The organism is Emticicia soli (genome assembly GCF_037860775.1).
In the GTDB taxonomy this organism is placed as follows: domain Bacteria; phylum Bacteroidota; class Bacteroidia; order Cytophagales; family Spirosomataceae; genus Emticicia; species Emticicia soli.
On record NZ_JBBEWC010000019.1, the window covers coordinates 23164 to 41559 of the forward strand.

17 protein-coding genes are annotated in these 18396 nt (G+C 38.3%); 8 read left to right on the forward strand and 9 right to left on the reverse strand.

The annotated features are described in order from the left end of the window. Positions 1-102: 102 nt before the first annotated feature. The 5 genes from WAE64_RS22895 (at position 103) to WAE64_RS22915 (ending at position 5358) form a co-directional block, all read left to right on the forward strand. Positions 103-906, forward strand: a complete 804-nt coding sequence (locus WAE64_RS22895; RefSeq protein ID WP_340240213.1) for an AraC family transcriptional regulator — start codon at positions 103-105, stop codon at positions 904-906. Positions 907-1002: 96 nt separating this feature from the next. Further along, positions 1003-1521, forward strand: a complete 519-nt coding sequence (locus WAE64_RS22900) for a dihydrofolate reductase family protein (protein WP_340240215.1) — start codon at positions 1003-1005, stop codon at positions 1519-1521. A 164-nt stretch (positions 1522-1685) separates the two neighbouring features. Continuing rightward, the gene (locus WAE64_RS22905; protein WP_340240217.1) at positions 1686-2300 is read left to right on the forward strand and encodes an HPP family protein; all 615 of its coding nucleotides are present in this window, start codon (positions 1686-1688) and stop codon (positions 2298-2300) included. A 164-nt stretch (positions 2301-2464) separates the two neighbouring features. Further along, positions 2465-3691, forward strand: a complete 1227-nt coding sequence (locus WAE64_RS22910; protein WP_340240219.1) for a hypothetical protein — start codon at positions 2465-2467, stop codon at positions 3689-3691. 38 nt (positions 3692-3729) lie between these two features. Further along, a complete protein-coding gene (locus WAE64_RS22915; RefSeq protein WP_340240221.1) occupies positions 3730-5358 on the forward strand; it encodes a hypothetical protein in 1629 nt (542 codons plus the stop codon). A gap of 4 nt (positions 5359-5362) precedes the next feature. On the opposite strand, the gene WAE64_RS22920 is transcribed toward WAE64_RS22915, so the two are convergent. The 7 genes from WAE64_RS22920 to rplK all read right to left on the reverse strand — a co-directional run bounded on the left by WAE64_RS22920 (position 5363) and on the right by rplK (position 11173). Next, a complete protein-coding gene (locus WAE64_RS22920; RefSeq protein ID WP_340240223.1) occupies positions 5363-6283 on the reverse strand; it encodes an AraC family transcriptional regulator in 921 nt (306 codons plus the stop codon). Beyond that, positions 6249-6944 (reverse strand): siderophore-interacting protein, encoded by a 696-nt coding sequence (locus WAE64_RS22925; RefSeq protein ID WP_340240225.1) that lies wholly within the window; start codon positions 6942-6944, stop codon positions 6249-6251. Before WAE64_RS22925 ends, WAE64_RS22920 begins: the two co-directional genes overlap by 35 nt. A 163-nt stretch (positions 6945-7107) precedes the next feature. After that, complete coding sequence (locus WAE64_RS22930) at positions 7108-8553, reverse strand: Gfo/Idh/MocA family protein (protein WP_340240227.1); 1446 nt, start codon at positions 8551-8553, stop codon at positions 7108-7110. A 361-nt stretch (positions 8554-8914) separates the two neighbouring features. Further along, the gene (gene rplL, locus WAE64_RS22935; RefSeq protein WP_340240228.1) at positions 8915-9298 is read right to left on the reverse strand and encodes a 50S ribosomal protein L7/L12; all 384 of its coding nucleotides are present in this window, start codon (positions 9296-9298) and stop codon (positions 8915-8917) included. A 123-nt stretch (positions 9299-9421) separates the two neighbouring features. After that, positions 9422-9955 (reverse strand): 50S ribosomal protein L10, encoded by a 534-nt coding sequence (gene rplJ / locus WAE64_RS22940; protein ID WP_340240229.1) that lies wholly within the window; start codon positions 9953-9955, stop codon positions 9422-9424. A gap of 2 nt (positions 9956-9957) precedes the next feature. Beyond that, positions 9958-10656, reverse strand: a complete 699-nt coding sequence (rplA, locus tag WAE64_RS22945) for a 50S ribosomal protein L1 (RefSeq protein ID WP_340240230.1) — start codon at positions 10654-10656, stop codon at positions 9958-9960. 79 nt (positions 10657-10735) lie between these two features. Further along, positions 10736-11173: a 50S ribosomal protein L11 gene (gene rplK, locus WAE64_RS22950; RefSeq protein ID WP_340240232.1), complete on the reverse strand. Its 438-nt coding sequence runs from the start codon at positions 11171-11173 to the stop codon at positions 10736-10738. 489 nt (positions 11174-11662) lie between these two features. Here rplK and WAE64_RS22955 point away from each other — a divergent pair, with 489 nt between their 5' ends. Together WAE64_RS22955 and WAE64_RS22960 are read left to right on the forward strand one after the other, a co-directional pair. Then, entirely contained in the window at positions 11663-12349 is a 687-nt protein-coding gene (locus WAE64_RS22955; RefSeq protein ID WP_340240234.1) for a response regulator transcription factor, read from the forward strand. 103 nt (positions 12350-12452) lie between these two features. After that, entirely contained in the window at positions 12453-13508 is a 1056-nt protein-coding gene (locus WAE64_RS22960; protein WP_340240236.1) for a sensor histidine kinase, read from the forward strand. Between the two features lie 44 nt (positions 13509-13552). On the opposite strand, the gene WAE64_RS22965 is transcribed toward WAE64_RS22960, so the two are convergent. Together WAE64_RS22965 and WAE64_RS22970 are read right to left on the reverse strand one after the other, a co-directional pair. Continuing rightward, on the reverse strand, positions 13553-14122 hold the full coding sequence (locus tag WAE64_RS22965) for a hypothetical protein (protein WP_340240238.1): 570 nt from the start codon (positions 14120-14122) through the stop codon (positions 13553-13555). A 400-nt stretch (positions 14123-14522) separates the two neighbouring features. Continuing rightward, positions 14523-17315, reverse strand: a complete 2793-nt coding sequence (locus WAE64_RS22970) for a response regulator (protein ID WP_340240240.1) — start codon at positions 17313-17315, stop codon at positions 14523-14525. Positions 17316-17584: 269 nt separating this feature from the next. Between WAE64_RS22970 and WAE64_RS22975 the strand changes: the two genes are divergently transcribed. Next, positions 17585-18373, forward strand: a complete 789-nt coding sequence (locus tag WAE64_RS22975) for an RluA family pseudouridine synthase (RefSeq protein WP_340240242.1) — start codon at positions 17585-17587, stop codon at positions 18371-18373. Positions 18374-18396: the final 23 nt, after the last annotated feature.

Genomic DNA, 18396 nt, shown 5'->3' on the forward strand with positions numbered 1-18396 from the left:
GCAAAGCACTGTTTAAAACGAAATAAATTTCATAAATTTGTTTGAAGACTACTAACACTGTAAGAAGTTTAGTAGTCTTTTTTATGTTTGGAAAGTAAAGCTATGAAAACAGAACTGTATCCCATTTTGCCGGAACTTCAACCTTATATAAAGGTTATCTGCTCGATGGAAAGTGATGCATCTACCGATACTTCTTCTTTTAGGGTACTTCCTGATACTTGCGTAGAGTTATTTATCAATTTCAGTAATAATCAGGATTCTTTCACCACAGTTACAGGGCATAGAGTATTTGACCCTAGCCAAAGCTTTGTGATTTCTCGCATGAGCGATTTTATGGATATACAGCTCACAAACACAACACGCTTTATTTCTATTTGTTTTTACCCGTCTACGGCCTATTTGTTCTTTCAGTTACCCATGAGTGAAGTAGTTAATAGTCTTACGAACCTGCATGATTTATGGAAAACAGAGGCAAAAGAAATGGAGGAAGATATTCAGAAAGTGCATACTAACGAGCAGAAAGTATTTGCAGCGCAACAATACTTAATTGCGAAATTAAAAAGAAACAAGACCGATAAAACCATAAACTATTGTTTGCAGACAATAAAAACAGCTAATAGTGCTTTTTCAGTGGCCGAGCTTGCTAATAAAGTAGGCGTAAGCCAGAGGCAGTTAAGCCGCAAATTCAACCAGTGTTTAGGGCTTTCTACCAAAGAATTTATGGATGTTAATCGTTTCATTGATTCATTAGCACATCTGAAAAAACATCCTGCTATGAGCTTAACCGATATTGCTTATGCAAGTGGATACTACGACCAGGCCCATTTTATTCATGATTACAAAACTTTCACAGGCCTTACACCGAGTGCTTTACTGAATGCAAGAAATATTATTTTGTGTGAATAAACTTATAGAGTTTCTATGTGTTTTATTTCGCATCATGTCTGATTTTTACAATTTTCTTATGAGCGAATCCTCGATTTTTGCATAAAAAACGATTTTATGAGAAAGGTAATTTTAGGTTTGGCTGTTAGCCTCGACAGTTTCATTGAAGGCCCCAATGGTGAGTACGACTGGTGTTTTACCGACCAGGACTATGGCCTTAATGAATTTTATAAGCAAATAGATGCCGTATTTGTTGGCCGAAAAAGTTATGAAATGTCGTTTGGTTTAGAAGATGGGGGCGGTTTTGAGTATCCGAAAATGAAAGAATATGTTTTCTCTAATTCAATGAAGGATGCAAAAGAGGGAGTAACGATAATTTCGGGAGATATTAAGGCCGAGGTAGAAAAAATTAAGCAACAAGAAGGAAAAGACATCTGGCTTTTTGGTGGTGCAAGTCTTTCCACAACTTTAATGAATTTAGGCTTAATTGATGAAATCTGGTTATCTGTCCACCCCATTTTATTGGGAGAAGGTAAACCGCTCTTTCAAGAGTTAAAAGACCGTACGCATCTCAAACTGACAGAAACCAAAGTTTATGAAACAGGTTTGGTTTCTTTAAAGTACATTTTAGCCTAGTGCTGTACTAAATTAAGCAAATTAAAAAGCCGATAAGTATCTTTTGTATTTATCGGCTTTTTAATTTGCTATTAGTATACTAAATCCATAGAAATATTGAATTGTTATTAGAGTTAAAATCAAAATGCCGTACTTTTGTATTAAAATATGGTTTACAACAATAAATGATAAAAAATAAAATTAAGCGAGGGCTTAGGGTGTCTCGCTATGTTATCTATAAAGAGACCCTGGTTGATTTTAAAGAACATTTCTGGTCGTTTGTAGGAGCATTTGTAGGTATTGGTCTGATAGCCTTTTTTCAAAGCCAATTATTAACTCGTTTTGAGAATATCTTCCTGATAGGTTCATTCGGTGCATCAAGTGTCTTGGTTTATGGAGCTATTCAAAGTCCGCTGGCTCAGCCTCGTAACCTTATTGGTGGCCATGTTATTTCAGCCTTTATCGGCGTGGCTATTTACAAACTGTTACCCGATATACTTTGGATTACAGCACCATTGGCTGTATCTCTATCAATAGTTATGATGCAGATTACTAAAACGCTGCATCCACCCGGAGGAGCGACCGCTCTGATTGCCGTAGTTGGTTCTGAAAAAATCAAAGCTTTGGGTTTCTTATATATGCTTTCTCCTGTATTAATAGGCTCGCTTATTCTGTTGGTTGTTGCGCTTGTTTTTAACAATATGACTTCACACCGAAAATATCCGACAGACCAATATTTTACTGATTCTCTAATAAAAAGCTTTAGAAGAACTCGTAAAAGAGCTAAACAGGCAGTCTGAATCTTCTGACTTTCCCTATTTTTTTTGTTCCATCAATTAGTGAGAAATATATCTTGCTTTGCATGGTTTTATTTATCCTTTTCGCAAGCCTGTAATGATTTTTTTGCCTACCTTAGGGGTATTATTAATCGTGCTTGTCTATTGTATAAAAACTCACCTATTTAATGGAAACAACTGTCAATCATTCACTTACTGACAAGAAAACGCATTCATCTATACAAGAATTTCTATTGGGAATTCCACTATACGTATATGTGAGCGTAGTAGCATCTAAATTAGTTATTTTAGGTATTTTGTGGGACATCGCCTGGCACATGAGCATCGGGCGTGATGGCCTTTTTTCAGCACCTCACGTTGTGGTATATGTTGGTGCAGCAACAGCGGGAGTTTTCTCCGGCTATCAGGTGCTAAAAACTTCTTTCTGGGGAAGTCTCATTGAAAAAAGCAAAATGGTCAATTTCTGGGGAATCTTCTATAGCTCTCTAGGTGGCTTATTTTGTATCTGGGGTGGCATTGCGGCCCTTACCTCAGCACCATTTGACGACTGGTGGCATAATACTTATGGGTTAGATGTTGCCATTTTCTCTCCACCACATACAGTCTTGCTATTGGGACTAATGGGTGTGCAAGTAGGTGCAATGGTATCTGTTTCGGCTATCTTGAATCGAAAAGAACAAGTTTCTTATTTATCTACACAACAAAATGCAGTTCGTACAAAGCGTTTGCAATGGATGTTTGTATTTGCGGCGGGTTTTCTGATTACCAGTATTTTTACAACGCTTTCAGAATTTCTTGACCGTTGGGATATGCATAATACTTCGTACTACAAAATTGCTTGTGCAGCTTTTCCGCTTTTCTTGTTGTCTACTGCTCGTGGGTCTGGTATGAAATGGGGTGCTACTTATATTGCCATTACTTTTATGGTTTTCCATTGGGCTGTAAATGCAACCTTACGTTTGCTGCCTGCCGAGCCGCTTCTTGGGCCTATTTATAATAAAATTACTACTTACCAGACTTTAGGCTTTCCGGCATTATTGGTTTTTCCTGCTTTAGGTATAGACTTTTTAAGAGCCAGATTCTCGGCCAAAAACGATTGGTGGCTGGCACTGATTTTAGGATTTACTTATTTTACCATCTTTTTCATTGTACATTATCCGTTCGGAAACTTCATTCTTGAATCTCCCTTGGCTCGTAACTGGTTCTGGGGTAGTACTTCATGGTCTTATCAGAATGAGCCCGATTGGGAGTTCCGTTTCAGATTTACCGAATGGAACACTACCAAAGGCTTAGGCAACTGGGTAAAAGGTTTGAGCATAGCCTTATTATTAAGCCTTGTTTCTACACGCATTGGTTTAGCTTGGGGTAAATGGATGCAAAAAGTACAACGCTAAAAGTTTAAGTAAGTATTTAATGGATTAATGAAAAAGCAATGAATTTTAAGAAAATAGCAGTCTTTCTTTTGTTGAATATTGGCTTTATAGTGCATACCAATGCCCACATCGGGAGTGCAGGTATTGTGCAAGAAGGCAAAGCGGGGAATTATCAGATACAAGTTTATGTTGAACCACCCGATGTAATTCCGGGTGTTGCCAAGGTATCGGTATTGGTTGATGGAACAGATATCGAAAGCGTAAAACTAAGCCCGATTTATTATTGGGCAGGCGATGAAGGTTCGCCAAGAGAAGATGAGGCTTTATCCGTTGCCGGAGAGTCGGGCAAATTTCAGGGCAGTATATGGTTAATGGAAAGTGGAGCTGCCAGTGTAAAAATTATAATTAACGGCAAAAGGGGCAAAGGCGAAACACTAATACCTATTGCTGCATTGGCTACTGCCAAGCGAGACCTTCCTGAATCATTAGGCTGGATTCTGGCAGGCTTGGCGCTGCTTTTAGTAGGTATCATGACAACCATTATTGGCGCAAGTACCAGCGATAGTTTATTAAAGCCGGGCGTTGAGGGAGACAAAAAATCAAAACGCCGCAGAACAATTGGCTCTACCATTGGCTTAAGTTTTTGTGGGTTGCTCTTGTTTATAGGTAATAACTGGTGGGGCTCTATCTCAAAAAATTATAGAGAAAGGTATATGTTCAGACCCTACAAGGCTACTTCTTCTATCAAAATAGAAAATGCGCAAAGAGTATTGAATTTTAAAATTGATTCTAATTCGGTTGAAGGACGTTGGACAAGCTATGTGATTCCGGACCACGGGAAACTGATGCACATGTTTTTGGTTAGACAAGGTACACTCGATGCTTTTGCTCATCTGCACCCAAGTAGAAAAGATACACTTACTTTTGAAGCACCTTTACCCAACCTACCAGCTGGGAAATATTTGGTTTATGCAGATATTCTACGCTTTCATGGCCTTCAATATACCATTGCTGATACGGTAGAGATTCCGGCTTTAAAGATTGCACAGGAAGGTTTTCAGAAACAAACGGGTGACTCTGATGATACTTTTGTAGTAACCAATCCTATAAATACTAAAGCTTCTACTGTACAAGATGTTGGTATTAGCATTTGTGGCTCGCCTGGCGTAAAAACACCTTTACAAGATGGCTCAAGTATTATATGGGAAGAAAAACCTAATCAAGCACTTAAAGCAGGTGAGGTATATAACCTTAAGTTTTCGGTTATGAGCCCTGACGGTAAACCTGCTGAGTTACAGACGTATCTGGGTATGATGGGCCATGCGGCTGTGTTGAAAGAAGATGGCTCGGTTTACATACATTTGCACCCGAATGGTACTTTTTCAACTACCTCTCAGCAAGTGATGGAAAAACGTGTAAGTGAAAGCACTAATCCAAGCCCAAAATTTGTCAATGCGAAGCAATTCAGAGATAGTATTGATAATGTATTGTTTCAATTGCAAAGCCTGACAGAAGAAGAAAGAGACAAACGTTTAATGGGCGGCATGGTGCATGAGTCTAAGGGACATCATGGTGGAAGTGTAACTTTCCCTTATGTGTTTCCGAGTGCAGGTAATTACCGTATCTGGTTGCAAGTACGAAGAAATGGTAAAATTCTGACCGGAGCTTTTGATGCAAAAGTGATTTAATAATCTATAAATGTACGGCTTTATGGCTATTTCTGAAATTGGAGGGCGATGTGCCAACCGTTTTGGTAAATAGCCTTATAAAGTACTTATAATCGTCGTAACCTAGCTGAAAAGCAATTTCTTTGATGCTTTTGCTTGTATAAAACAACAAGCGTTGCGCTTCCCGAAAGATTTCTTGTTGTATTAAATAAGTAGATGAGAAACCAGTAACAGCTTTTATTGTATCGTTGAGATAACTAACCGTAATGTTCATTTTTGAAGCAAAATCTGCGGGCTTTTTTAGCTCAATATAGTGTTTTCTCACTAGCTGATTAAAGGTTTTCACGATGTCGACACTTCTTGAAGTGTATTCTTGTATGCGTTTGTCTTCTTGTTGTTGAAAAATGTTGACAACCTTATAGAAAAAAGCATTCAACAGATTTTGAACAAGCTGATGATGAAAAGTTTCAGATTTCTTCTCTTCTAAAGTAGAGTAAAGCAGCTTAAAGATATTTCGAAACCATTCTTTTTCTATATTATCAAGATGAATCAGTGCAATTCTGGTAAATGATTGTTCAATAACAGCACGTGCGCTTTCGTCTACAAACTTGCCATCAAATGCTACGAGCCAGCCAGCTAGCCCATCAGATGCACCAACATAATGTACTTGTCCCGGAAATGATAACAAGAGGGAAGAAGGACAAATATCAATATCCTGAAAATCGATATTGAAGTCCATGTGGCCGCTTTCAACAAAAAAGCAAGTGTAATGGTCATGCCTGTGTGGAAAAACAACCTCTTCATGCGTATGTGTTACCAACAAATCAGAAGACATCGGAAAAACCGCTATTCCTGATATGCTCATCGGCAATTGATAGATAGGGATGTTTTCTTTGGGCATATCTCTGTATTTATTTCCAAAACCCGTAAGCGTATATTTTGGCACTTACAGCGGGTATAGCTTTCAGTTTTTTTCTAATTGTTGTTACCATTGGCGTATTACCCGCAATACAAATAGAAGTATAGTTACTTAAATCTTTTGATAAACACCACTTTTCCAGCGTCTCAATCATGCTCCCATCAGGCTCGCATATAAACTCAAATTCTGGGTTATTACTTATCAAAGATGAGGGTATCTGGTAATTATCATGTAGAAACACACCTACTTCTGTCGGATACTCTTCTTGATTTAATAATTGTTTCTGACTCAGAAAATGCCCCAGTGCGCTGCCGTCGGCAATGCCTAAAACTTTTCCTTTATTTGCGGGTAATTGTGCTGCATGCGCAACGCCCAGTAATAATTCATCACCTACCTTTACATTTTTCGCCCATCGGCCCCCTGCACCATTGTGGCCTGCCTCTACATATAGCGTGCATACTTTCTTTTCGGCGTTCCATAGGGTAGGCGTATAATCTCTGTATTCAAAATCTGCAACTTTACATTTAACACGCTTAATGGTATTCCATTTAGTAAAGTCAGTTGTGGGTAGGTGTACATCAATTTCATACAATGTTGCAGGCTCCCATGCACGAACTTCTATTATTTCAGATGGACTTATTACTTGCTCCATCAGATTAAACACCGCTTTCTTTATAAAATTTGCCATCTTTCATTCATTTTATTAGCAAAGGTATGAAAGACGCAAAAGGTGTTTGTCCAACAAATAACGCACATAGGTGGACAAATGGCAGATGTTTTAGCAAATTACATTTTTTGATTCAAAAAAAAGGGCTCCATCAAGAAGCCCTTTAGAAATTTTATATGTGCTGTTATATCCAACCTCCGGCTCGGTATTCTCTTTTAACAAACGCATTGGCAGGGTCGAAATTTGTGATTTTCATATTAGTACCATCCCACAATAGTTTCTTACGACCAATATAATTGTTTTTCTCATCACGAAGTAAGAAAGAGCGAACAGCTAGGTTACCCATCAATACAGTTTCTGTCAATGGCCCGGCTTGGTCGAACGAAGAGCTGGTATAAGTGCCAAAACCTTGTTTACAAGCTTTAACCCATTGTTGCTGATGGCCTTCTGTATCGCCTTCTACCAATGCACGTTTTGGTGCAGGTATCTTTGTGTTAAGGAATTTCGCTTCCGGGAAAAACTTAGGGTTATTACCAAAAAGCTCAGTTGCCAGAATTCCCTTTGAGCCTATAAACAATATACCACCATCAATGTTGGTAAATACTTTGTCGTAATCGCAGCCATCAGGCAGTTGAGGACGAATACCGCCATCGTACCACGAAAGGCTTATTTCTTTGAGTTGTTTACCCTTCGGATTTGGGAATTTAAGGTGAATAGCTGCCGATGGAGGGCAAACATCATCAAAATGTGCCTCCTTAAAGAAATCGGCATATACTTGCCCCACTGAACATTCTACCGAAGTAGGATGGCTGAGCTTTAAGGCACGGAAAGGCACATCAATAAAGTGGCAACCCATGTCGCCCAATGCACCTGTGCCAAAGTCCCAGTATCCACGCCAGCGGAATGGCATATAGGCTTCGTGGTAGTCACGCATAGGCGCAGTGCCCAGCCATAAATTCCAGTCTACTTCGCTTGGAATTGGCTGATTTATGCCTTTATCTTTTGGAGATTGCACACCTTGTGGCCAAACAGGGCGGTTTGTCCATACTTCTACCTTATGTACATCGCCAATCATGCCATTTTGAATAATGGTTTCAGTAATACGTGTACCTTTTCCGCTACTCCCCTGATTACCCATTTGGGTAACTACTTTATATTTTTTTGCTGCTTCGGTTAGCTGGCGTGCTTCCCATATATCATGCGTAAGCGGTTTTTCAACATACACGTGCTTGCCTAATTGAATGGCCGACATCGCAATCGGATAGTGCATGTGGTCGGGGGTAGATACAATTACGGCATCAATATTTTTAGCCTCTTTTTCGAGCATCTTACGATAATCTCTGTAATAAGGCGCATTCGGGAATTGTGCCCGGTATTTTTTTGCCATGCGGTCGTCAACATCGCAAAGGGCTACAAAATTGTCGGTGCCATTGTTATAAGCCAGGCGTATGTTTACATCGGCTTTACCACCACAGCCCACCGCTGCAATGTTCAGTTTATCGCTTGGTGCAGTAAAACCTTTGCCTAACACATGGCGAGGCACAATCATGAAACCTGCCGATGCCAGTGTTGCACTTTTAATAAAACTACGGCGAGAAGATGGGGCTTGCTTTTTCTTTGAGTTGTTCATAGGTAAATAGAGGATGAAAAAAAACGTTTTATTGTACGCTTGTATATAAAATTAGGCAGAAAAGTACAAAATATTATTGGAAATACGGTAGAAAGAGAAAGGTATTTTTGCTCTAAGGCTAGGGCTTGAGTCTGTAATATTGAGGTGTACGGAAAACGGAGAAAACAATTGTGGCGCTAACTTTCAGTTCGCATGTTCAATACTATATTGAGGAAAAAGCAGCCTAAACAGAAAAATGTAAAACCGATATATATATAACTCGTCTCAAAAGCAAAATTCCCCTTTAGGGGCTAGGGGTGGGTTTAAAACAAAAGCCCGAAAGGTTGCTTTCGGGCTTTGTTCTGAGATGGTATCAGTAAAATTATTTTACTTCTACTTCTGCACCAGCTTCTTCTAAAGATTTTTTCAAACCTTCAGCTTCGTCTTTAGCAACACCTTCTTTCAATGGTTTTGGAGCTGAATCAACTAGATCTTTAGCTTCTTTCAAGCCAAGGCCAGTTAAGTCTTTCACTAACTTCACAACTTGAAGTTTGTTAGGACCAGCAGCTTTCAAGATTACGTCGAAAGATGTTTTTTCTACTGGAGCTTCAGCAGCATCACCACCACCAGCGTTACCAGCTACCATTACTGGAGCAGCAGCAGCAGGCTCGATACCATACTCATCTTTCAATATTTGTGCTAATTCGTTTACTTCTTTTACAGTCAAATTTACTAATTGCTCTGCAAATGCTTTCAAATCTGCCATTTTTGTATAGAATTTAAAAGTTAATACTTGTTTTTGATAAATGATTTTGAATTAAGTATCAGTCAATCTGACTGATAGGTGTTTACTGCATATTGCCATTGAAGGCTACAAACTGTAAACGAATTAGGCTGCTTCTTTCTCCGACAAAGTCTTGAGAATACCAGCCAATTTGTTGCCACCGCTTTGCAAGCCAGAAATAACATTTTTGGCAGGTGATTGCAACAAACCGATAACTTCGCCAATCAATTCTTGCTTTGATTTCAAGTTCAACAACGTATCCAATTGGTCGTGGCCGATGAACAAAGCTGAATCAACTGAAGCACCTTTTAAAGTGATGCTGTTTTTGTTCGCTTTAAGGAAATCCTTAATCAATTTTGCAGCTACTTTGCCCGACTCATCGTGGAACATTACACCTGAAAAACCTTTAAGAACAGTTCCGTCAAACGACGAGTAATCGGTATCTAATCTTTCCAGAGCTTTGCTGATCAATGTATTTTTCACTACACGATACTCAATACCACGCTCGAAACACAAACGACGTAATTCATTGGTTTTAGCAACGTTCAATCCGCTTGCATCGGTGATATAGAAGTAAGGCGTAGCTGCAAATTTCTCTGCAAGCTCTTCAATTATTGCTCCTTTTTCTTCTTTTGTCATGATTACAATCCATTAATGGTGGTTTTGTCGATTTGAATACCAGGTCCCATAGTGCTTGCAAGTGCTACGCTTTTCACGTATGTACCTTTAGCAGAAGATGGTTTCAATTTCAACAAAGTTTGAATCAATTCTGTAGCATTCTCTGCTAATTTCTCAGGTGAGAAAGAAACCTTACCGATGGAAGCGTGAATGATACCGGTTTTGTCAACTTTAAAGTCAATTTTACCAGCTTTCACTTCTTTTACTGCTGTTGCTACGTCGAGCGTTACAGTACCAGACTTAGGGTTTGGCATCAATCCGCGTGGTCCGAGGATTTTACCTAACTTACCAAGTTTAGCCATAACAGTTGGCATCGTGATGATTACGTCGATGTCAGTCCAACCTTGTTCGATTTTTTGGATGTATTCATCTAAACCTACATAATCAGCGCCAGCAGCTTTTGCATCAGCTTCTTTGTCAGGAGTACACAATACTAAAACACGAACAGTTTTACCGGTTCCGTGTGGTAATGCAACCACACCACGTACCATTTGGTCAGCCTTACGAGGGTCAACGCCCAAACGAACGTGAACATCAATCGAAGAGTCGAATTTAGTGTATGCAATTTGCTTCAAAACATCAGCTGCATCTTTTAGAGAATAAGCTTTTGAAGCGTCATACTTCGACATTGCTTCCTTTCTTTTTTTGGTCAATTTTGCCATTTGCTTTGTTTGGTTATAGCGTTATGCCGTGCATAACTCCCATGAATAATAATGAATGAGTAACAATCATTCGTTGTTTTTAGAACGGTGCGTTGCCTGTGATGGTAATACCCATGTTTTTGGCAGTACCGGCAATCATCTTCATTGCTGATTCAACAGTAAAGCAATTCAAGTCTGGCATTTTGGTTTCGGCAATAGTTTTTACCTGATCCCAAGTAACCGAACCAACTTTCTTACGATTGGGTTGGTCTGAACCTGTTTTAAGCTTTGTTGCTTCTAACAGCATGATAGCAGCGGGAGGAGTTTTGATCGCAAATTCAAACGATTTGTCGGTAAAGTAAGTGATTACTACCGGCAACACCATACCCACTTTATCTTGTGTACGGGCGTTGAATTGTTTACAAAATTCCATGATGTTCAAGCCTTTAGAACCCAATGCCGGACCGATTGGTGGCGAAGGATTAGCTTGACCGCCTTTTACCTGAAGTTTCACATAACCTGCGATGTCTTTCGCCATTGTCTTTCAGATTTTAAGGAATTTTACAAAAAGATTTGATTTTGAATAATGAAGAAAGGCTCACACTCTCGCCTCATAATCAATCATTTCCGTTGATTTTGGTTCAGAAACTTCGTCTTTTATCAGGGGAAGCGACACCATGTTAATTAGGCATCAAGATGAAGACTGATTTCTGCCGCTTTGAAAAGTATTTGCATAGCTTTTCAAAATCGGACTGCAAAAGTAGAGGTTTTATATTTCTTTTACAAAAAAAATAACAAGTATTTTCTAAAAAATTTACAAATCATTAAAAATACCATAACGCTTAGAATGCACTGATTATAAACAGATTACCTATGGCTCTTTGAAGACAGATAATGGGATATTTCACAGTAAAAATGCTATTAAACGGGGCTTTATAATACCTTTTGATAAGATTTAACATTGGCTTAACACACCTAACGATTTTTTAACTATAACTTTGCAAAACACTAATTGAATAACGCCTTTATGAGTTCTGCTCACCGTGTTTTAGTAGTTGATGATGAAGCTGATATTGTGGAGTTGTTAAGCTACAACCTTGAAAAAGAAGGGTATAAAGTTGCCACTGCGCCAGATGGTAAAAAAGCGATTGAAGTTGCCCGTGAATTCTTGCCCGATTTAGTTATTCTTGATATAATGATGCCATACATGGATGGTATCGAGGTAGGCCGGACACTACGCGCCATGCCCGAAATGAAAAGTATCTATATTTTGTATCTTACTGCCCGCTCTGAAGAATACTCTGAAATTGCAGCTTTTGAAGTAGGTGCAGATGATTATCTCACCAAGCCCATTAAGCCTCGTGCTTTAATGAGCCGCATCAATGCGTTCTTCCGCCGTGAAGCACAAAAATCAGATACAAGCGATACCCTCGAAGTAGCAGGGCTGAACATCAACCGTCAGAATTATACGGTTACTAAACAAGATGGTTCGACGATTGTATTACCCAAAAAAGAGTTCGAATTACTTTTCTTCTTAGCACAGTATCCTAACAAAGTATTTAGCCGCGATGAAATTCTTCAGAAAATCTGGGGGGTTGATATTTTCGTTGTAGAGCGTACCATCGATGTTCATATTCGTAAAGTACGTGAAAAAGTAGGCGAAAACTATATAAAAACCCTGAAAGGCGTAGGATACATGTTTACAGATGAGTAAAAATCTGTAAGTTAAGAAACAATTATCAGTTAAATTTGTAGCAACGCCGTGCGTTGCCCTGATTGTGATTGATAATTTTTTCATCTTTAATCATTCTCGCAGAATGTCTTTTAGTCCCCGAATTATTGCATTTTTTCTTGCCGTATTAATTACGGCTGTTTCTATTGTGTTCCTGAGTTTTGTGCCCAATGTGAGCGCTGCTATGCTTTTTGTGGTAGGGGTCTCTTCTTTTTTTACCTCTTTTTTCTTTGTGTTTTATACCATTGATATACTGATTTTCAGAGAAGTAGAACAGATTTATAAAACCATTCAGAAGCTAAAAATCCGTGATTTTGATATTTCACGCAAGTCTCTAATCAGAAGCGTGAATCCAATTAAAAAACTTAATTCTGAGATTTCAACTTATGTTACCCGTAAACAGCAGGAAATTGATGAGTTAAAAAAGATGGAGGTATTCCGCCGTGAGTTTCTGGCCGATGTGTCGCACGAGTTAAAGACTCCCATTTTTGCAGCGCAAGGTTTTATTCATACATTGCTCGACGGTGCTATGGAAGATCCTGTAATCCTTGAACGTTTCCTGACTAAAGCCGCCAAAAGCCTTGATGGCCTCGATGCGCTGGTAAGAGATTTGGTGACATTATCGCAAGTAGAAAAAGGTGACCTGAAAATGCACTTCGAGAAAGCTGACCTGAAACACATTACCGAAGAGATTTTTGAGCAGCTTGAATCAAAGGCCAAAACAAGAGGCGTAACGCTGAAAATTAAACCTAAAGAATTAGAAACTGCCTGGGTTACAGCCGATAAACAACGTATTTCGCAGGTAATTACTAACCTTGTAGATAATGCCATTAAGTATGGAAAAGAAAACGGAAAAGTAGTTGTAGAGATAGAAGAAGAAAAAAAATACTTTCAGGTTTCAATAGAAGACGATGGCCCGGGTATATCGCCAGAGCATCTGTCCCGTATTTTTGAGCGTTTCTACCGCATTGATAAAAGCCGCTCACGTGAAACAGGGGGTACGGGTCTTGGGCTTGCCATTGTAAAACATATTCTGAACGCCCATCATTCTAAAATAAGCGTTACAAGCAAAATAGATAAGGGTACCCGATTTACTTTTAAATTACCAATTTCTAGTATTGAAGATATAACAAGGGACTAATAAATTAATATTAGCCCCTTATTTAGTTTACCGAACCACAGATTTTAATCTTTTAGATTGAAAGCTTTCTTCACGGCCTCATAATCTTTTAAATCTATATTCTTCATACGAAGGCCACTTGGCCCCGGAATAATAATAATGCGATACTCTTCATTTTCTATGAAAGGAGCAATGTCGGCCAACTTCTTCGAAAACTGAATATAGCAATTTACTTCTTTCGGAAGTGCTTCAAAATAATAACTTAACTGAAGGCCTGCTTCTTTATAATTCATATCAAGCGTAAAAGGAACAGAATTAATACTTTGTGAGCCGGCTACACGGTTATAAACCAATATGATACCATCGTCTAAAATTTTCTGAGATAGTTTATCGAGTTCTCCGCCTGTAAATCTTGAGCCAATAAATAATCCATCAGCATCGTATCTTGATATAGCTTGTTGTTTGGTTACAGGAATCCAGCCTGTAGATAAGATGGTGCTGCTACCGCCAGTGCCTGGGTCTCCTTTGGGGCCTTGAGGTCCCATTGGACCAGGGTCGCCCACCGGGCCTTTACATGAATTGAATAGCACTAAGCCTAATAATAGTACCAATAACGAAAAAGCATTTCTTTTCATAAATGTGTAATAAGTTTAAATGTATCTTGATTTAGCTTAATTCATAACTCCAAATGTGAGACTTTCGTATATGTGTTTCAAAAAAAATGCTTCTAAATCAGTGTAATTGTTGATTAATGTACTTGATACTTTGTTATTGGCTTCAATGATATTAGAAGCTATATAAATGGCTGTACATATTTAGCCTGATTATACCAGCACTACATTGGACCGATAAAGTTACCGTATTGCCAGAGTATATAGCTATTTTATTTACTGAAATATTTGTATGGCTGTTGGTATTAAGGCGGAAAATATTAATACCTCAAAAGTACTCTTACCAACATAGCGAGTATTAGCCCAAAATTGACAAAAATTAGCTCATTTTGAACATGGAAAAGATTTTATGAACGAATACTCATTAATTACCCATGTATTCAGATGGTGTAACATTAAACTCTTCCTGAAATACTTTGGTAAAGTAAGAAAGACTCTCGAAGCCCACCTGATAGGCAATGTCAGAAACTGTGCCGGCTTTTTGCTTAAGTAAACTGGCTGCTCGCTGTAAACGATACCTACGAATAAACTCTACTGCTGTTTGGTTGGTTAATGCTTTAAGTTTACGGCGTAATTGCACCGTGCTCAAGGCCATATCGTTAGCAAAGTGAGCTAAATCAAATTGGCTATTGGCAAGGTTCGCTTCAACTACCGCCTTAGCTTTAGTTATAAATGCTTCGTCAATTGAGTTAACTTTAATTTCGTCAGGTTTTAATTCAATAATTTCTTTGCCGTACCATTTGCGTAATGTTTCACGTATCGAAATCAGATTCTTTACTTTTACCAATATTTCTTCTTTATTGAATGGCTTCGTTAGATAATCGTCGGCACCTAGCTCTAGCCCTTCCATTTTGCTTTCTGCATCAGCCTTAGCTGTGAGCATAATTATTGGTATATGGCTCGTTTTTTCGTCCGATTTTAGCACTTTACAAAACTCAAAGCCATCCATTTCTGGCATCATCAAGTCGCTTATAATCACATTCGGGATTCTCTCAGTGGCTTTCTCAATACCCTCTTTACCATTGCTGGCCTCCATAATCTGAAAGTCTTTCTCAAAAATACTTTTGATGTAGGTTCTTATATCTGCGTTATCGTCAACAATTAGCAGTAGATTATCTTGCTCTCCATTGTTATTATCGGCTGTAGATGGCAGGCTCATGGCACCCTGACTGGCGTTAAAGGCGTATTCATCTGTTTGTTGAACTTCTTCTTCTATCATTCCCTCCCATGTCTTTTTATCGATAGGCAATTGTATGCTGAAAGTCGTTCCAACGTTCTCTTGGCTTTCTACTTTAATGCTACCTTTCAAAACATCAACTAACTCTTTTACAAGAGCCAAGCCAATACCTGTTCCTTCAAATTTTCGGTTCTGAGAGCTATCAACCTGATAGAAGCGGTCAAAAATCTTATCTAATTTATCTTTTTTTATTCCGATACCTGTATCACTGATAGTAATAATGGCCTTTCTGAAATCATTTTCGTAGGTGATATGCGCTGTAACTGTTCCACCTTTTGGTGTAAACTTAAAAGCGTTAGAAAGCAAATTAATAATGATTTTATCTAACTTATCGTTGTCTATATATCCCCAAACTTCCTGTTGTTGGTTACTTGTTTCGAAAGCAATTTGCCGACTTTCAGCTAAAGAAGTAAAAGAACTTGTAAGGGTTCTGAAATATTGGTTGGTATTTTGTTTACTCACTTTTACGCTCATTTGCCCAGCCTCTAGTTTACTGATGTCGAGCAGTTGATTAATGAGCGTAAGTAGCCTTTGTGTATTACGTAGCATCAGTGGCAGAAGATTTTCGGTGGGGTATTTTCTTACCAATTCTTGAAGTGGGCCTAAAATCAAGGTGATAGGTGTACGCAACTCGTGTGAGATATTAGCAAAAAAGGTTGTTTTAAGGTTGTCTAATTCTTTCAGACGGGCATTTTGTTCAAGGTTAAAACCCAGTTGTTTTTCGGCCACTAATTTACTACGGTCGGCATCTCTGAAAATCTGGCCTAAGAAGAATACAAAAATGAGGTTTTCGAGCACAAAAAGTAGTGAAGCTATTCGGAACAGTATTTTGATTTCGATAATGCCTAATAAACGCAAATGAATAAGCATATAGCTGGTTAAACCCATTATAAACGGAATGGTGTAATATGAGTTGGTTGGCAGCTTTTTTATTAAAGAATAGATATAAACATATAAATAAAATAGCGACGAAACCACAATAAGATATACCCCAGCCTTTAACCAGTACCATTTGTAATCAACAACTCCAAAAATAGTAATTATAATATTGGCTGCGATAAAGAAGTAAATAACCTTACTGTACCATTTAGGAAGCCTATCAAAAGCTAAGGAATATAAAATAAGCAAACCCGCTGTAAGGGGTATAGAATTATAACAAAGAAAGTTAATTTTTTTGGCTATGTCGGGGTCGTCAGTGAAGAGCGGTCCCATTACGTTCATGATTCCCCAGAAGGCAAACGATTTTACGATAGCATGTAAAGAATATATTCTGAATATAGGTAAAGTAATGATAAAAGCGCCTAATACGGCAATAAGAAACATTCGGAAAAACAAGAAACCATTAATGAAGCCTTGTTCTACATAAGTGTTTAGTTTTTTTTGTAAGAGAGAATCGTCTGAATGAACCTGAAGAGTACCATAGAGCCCACGTTGAGAGCGTATTTTGGCATAAATAATTTTAGAAGTATGTGGTGCAAGCTCAAACGGAAATTCGGGCTCTGATTCAATCAGTTTTTTTTCTTTTTTGTCTGTTATCAGTTTATAAGCGGTATGTGTATAATGTTGGTGAGTAGTATCTGAAATATAAAAATCGATGTTTTCTATCAATGAATTAATCCATTGGAGAGTTAGTTTTTTGTTTACATTATCTTTGTTTTCGATACTGAATCGTACCCAATGTGCATCGTCAGTGTATGGAAAAAGAAAATAGTCTTTTCCTAAAGGTTTAAAGGCTTGCTTACTTATTTGCTCAAAAGGAATGCTTGCGGAGGTATCTCTCAGAATCTCGAGAAAAGCAGTGGCAGCAACCGGAGTTTTGGTTTTAGAAGTAATAATTACTGGAGCCTGAGCCAATGTTCGGCCTGATATAATTACAAAAATGCAAAAACTTGTAAAGCTAAATAATGAGTTAAGTTTCATGGTAGATAGTAAAACCAGCTAAGTTTTTTCTTTTGGGTATTTGTCTTATATAAATCAGGCTTTAGTTTAAAAAAGCCAAGATGTATGATTGGGAGAAGGGTTGTATGTTATTACCTACAAAGATATTAAATTAATGGATTGAAAAAACAAATTGATTGTCCGTAAAGTAAATTTCAAACATAAGTTTAGGCGTGATAGCCTATGGTTTTACCTATTTTTAAAATATAAAACCTAAATTTGCATTATATTTCACTATACCCATCAGCGATATGGATTACGAGTTTGAGTTTCAGGATACACCGGATATAACACCAAAGATAAAGAATACCCCTAAAAAAGTGGTTTTTGAAGACATAATCATCTTTGAAAATAACGATTACATACTTATTAATAAGCCTCCGTATTTATCAAGTCTTGACGAACGCACGCAAGATAAGCACCAAAGTATACTGCGTCTGGCAAAGGCTTATTCTGACGATGCACAGTTGTGCCACCGTTTAGATAAAGAAACGTCGGGTGTTTTGGCTATTGCTAAAAACCCGGCAGCATATAGAAACTTGGCTATGCAGTTCGAAAATCGTGAGGTAACCAAACGCTATCATGCTGTTGTAAATGGCGTACATGATTTTGATAGTGTGTCGGTGTTTTTGCCAATTGCACAATTAAAAGATGGCACGGCCGTAAGAATTGACCGTGAGAAAGGTAAAATAGCCGAGACAGTTTTCTTTACTTTAAAGGCTTATCGCCACCATACTTTGGTAGAATGTATTCCGATTACGGGCCGTATGCACCAGATTCGTGTACACTTGCAATGCCTCAAAGCACCAATTGTTTGCGACCCAACTTATGGCGGAGACGATATTTTCTTGTCGCAACTGAAAAGCAAGAAGTTTAACCTGAAAAAAGGAACAGAAGAATTACCGCTTATTAAAAGAGTTGCCCTACATGCGCATTCGCTTACGTTCCGTTTGTTGAATGGTGAAGTAGTAAAAATAGAAGCACCATATCCGAAAGATTTTGATGTGCTCGTAAAACAGCTAGATAAGTTTACTGCATAATGTGCAGTAAACTTATTTATAAA

What these genes read in the sequence shown, in the direction of transcription:
- rplJ (WP_340240229.1), bottom strand. Translation starts at nt 9,955, where the DNA reads ATGACAAAAGAAGAAAAAGGAGCAATAATTGAAGAGCTTGCAGAGAAA.
- WAE64_RS22925 (WP_340240225.1), bottom strand. Translation starts at nt 6,944, where the DNA reads ATGGCAAATTTTATAAAGAAAGCGGTGTTTAATCTGATGGAGCAAGTA.
- WAE64_RS22905 (WP_340240217.1), top strand. Translation starts at nt 1,686, where the DNA reads ATGATAAAAAATAAAATTAAGCGAGGGCTTAGGGTGTCTCGCTATGTT.
- WAE64_RS22895 (WP_340240213.1), top strand. Translation starts at nt 103, where the DNA reads ATGAAAACAGAACTGTATCCCATTTTGCCGGAACTTCAACCTTATATA.
- rplK (WP_340240232.1), bottom strand. Translation starts at nt 11,173, where the DNA reads ATGGCGAAAGACATCGCAGGTTATGTGAAACTTCAGGTAAAAGGCGGT.
- WAE64_RS22970 (WP_340240240.1), bottom strand. Translation starts at nt 17,315, where the DNA reads ATGAAACTTAACTCATTATTTAGCTTTACAAGTTTTTGCATTTTTGTA.
- WAE64_RS22910 (WP_340240219.1), top strand. Translation starts at nt 2,465, where the DNA reads ATGGAAACAACTGTCAATCATTCACTTACTGACAAGAAAACGCATTCA.
- WAE64_RS22975 (WP_340240242.1), top strand. Translation starts at nt 17,585, where the DNA reads ATGGATTACGAGTTTGAGTTTCAGGATACACCGGATATAACACCAAAG.
- rplL (WP_340240228.1), bottom strand. Translation starts at nt 9,298, where the DNA reads ATGGCAGATTTGAAAGCATTTGCAGAGCAATTAGTAAATTTGACTGTA.
- WAE64_RS22930 (WP_340240227.1), bottom strand. Translation starts at nt 8,553, where the DNA reads ATGAACAACTCAAAGAAAAAGCAAGCCCCATCTTCTCGCCGTAGTTTT.
- WAE64_RS22915 (WP_340240221.1), top strand. Translation starts at nt 3,730, where the DNA reads ATGAATTTTAAGAAAATAGCAGTCTTTCTTTTGTTGAATATTGGCTTT.
- rplA (WP_340240230.1), bottom strand. Translation starts at nt 10,656, where the DNA reads ATGGCAAAATTGACCAAAAAAAGAAAGGAAGCAATGTCGAAGTATGAC.
- WAE64_RS22965 (WP_340240238.1), bottom strand. Translation starts at nt 14,122, where the DNA reads ATGAAAAGAAATGCTTTTTCGTTATTGGTACTATTATTAGGCTTAGTG.
- WAE64_RS22955 (WP_340240234.1), top strand. Translation starts at nt 11,663, where the DNA reads ATGAGTTCTGCTCACCGTGTTTTAGTAGTTGATGATGAAGCTGATATT.
- WAE64_RS22960 (WP_340240236.1), top strand. Translation starts at nt 12,453, where the DNA reads ATGTCTTTTAGTCCCCGAATTATTGCATTTTTTCTTGCCGTATTAATT.
- WAE64_RS22900 (WP_340240215.1), top strand. Translation starts at nt 1,003, where the DNA reads ATGAGAAAGGTAATTTTAGGTTTGGCTGTTAGCCTCGACAGTTTCATT.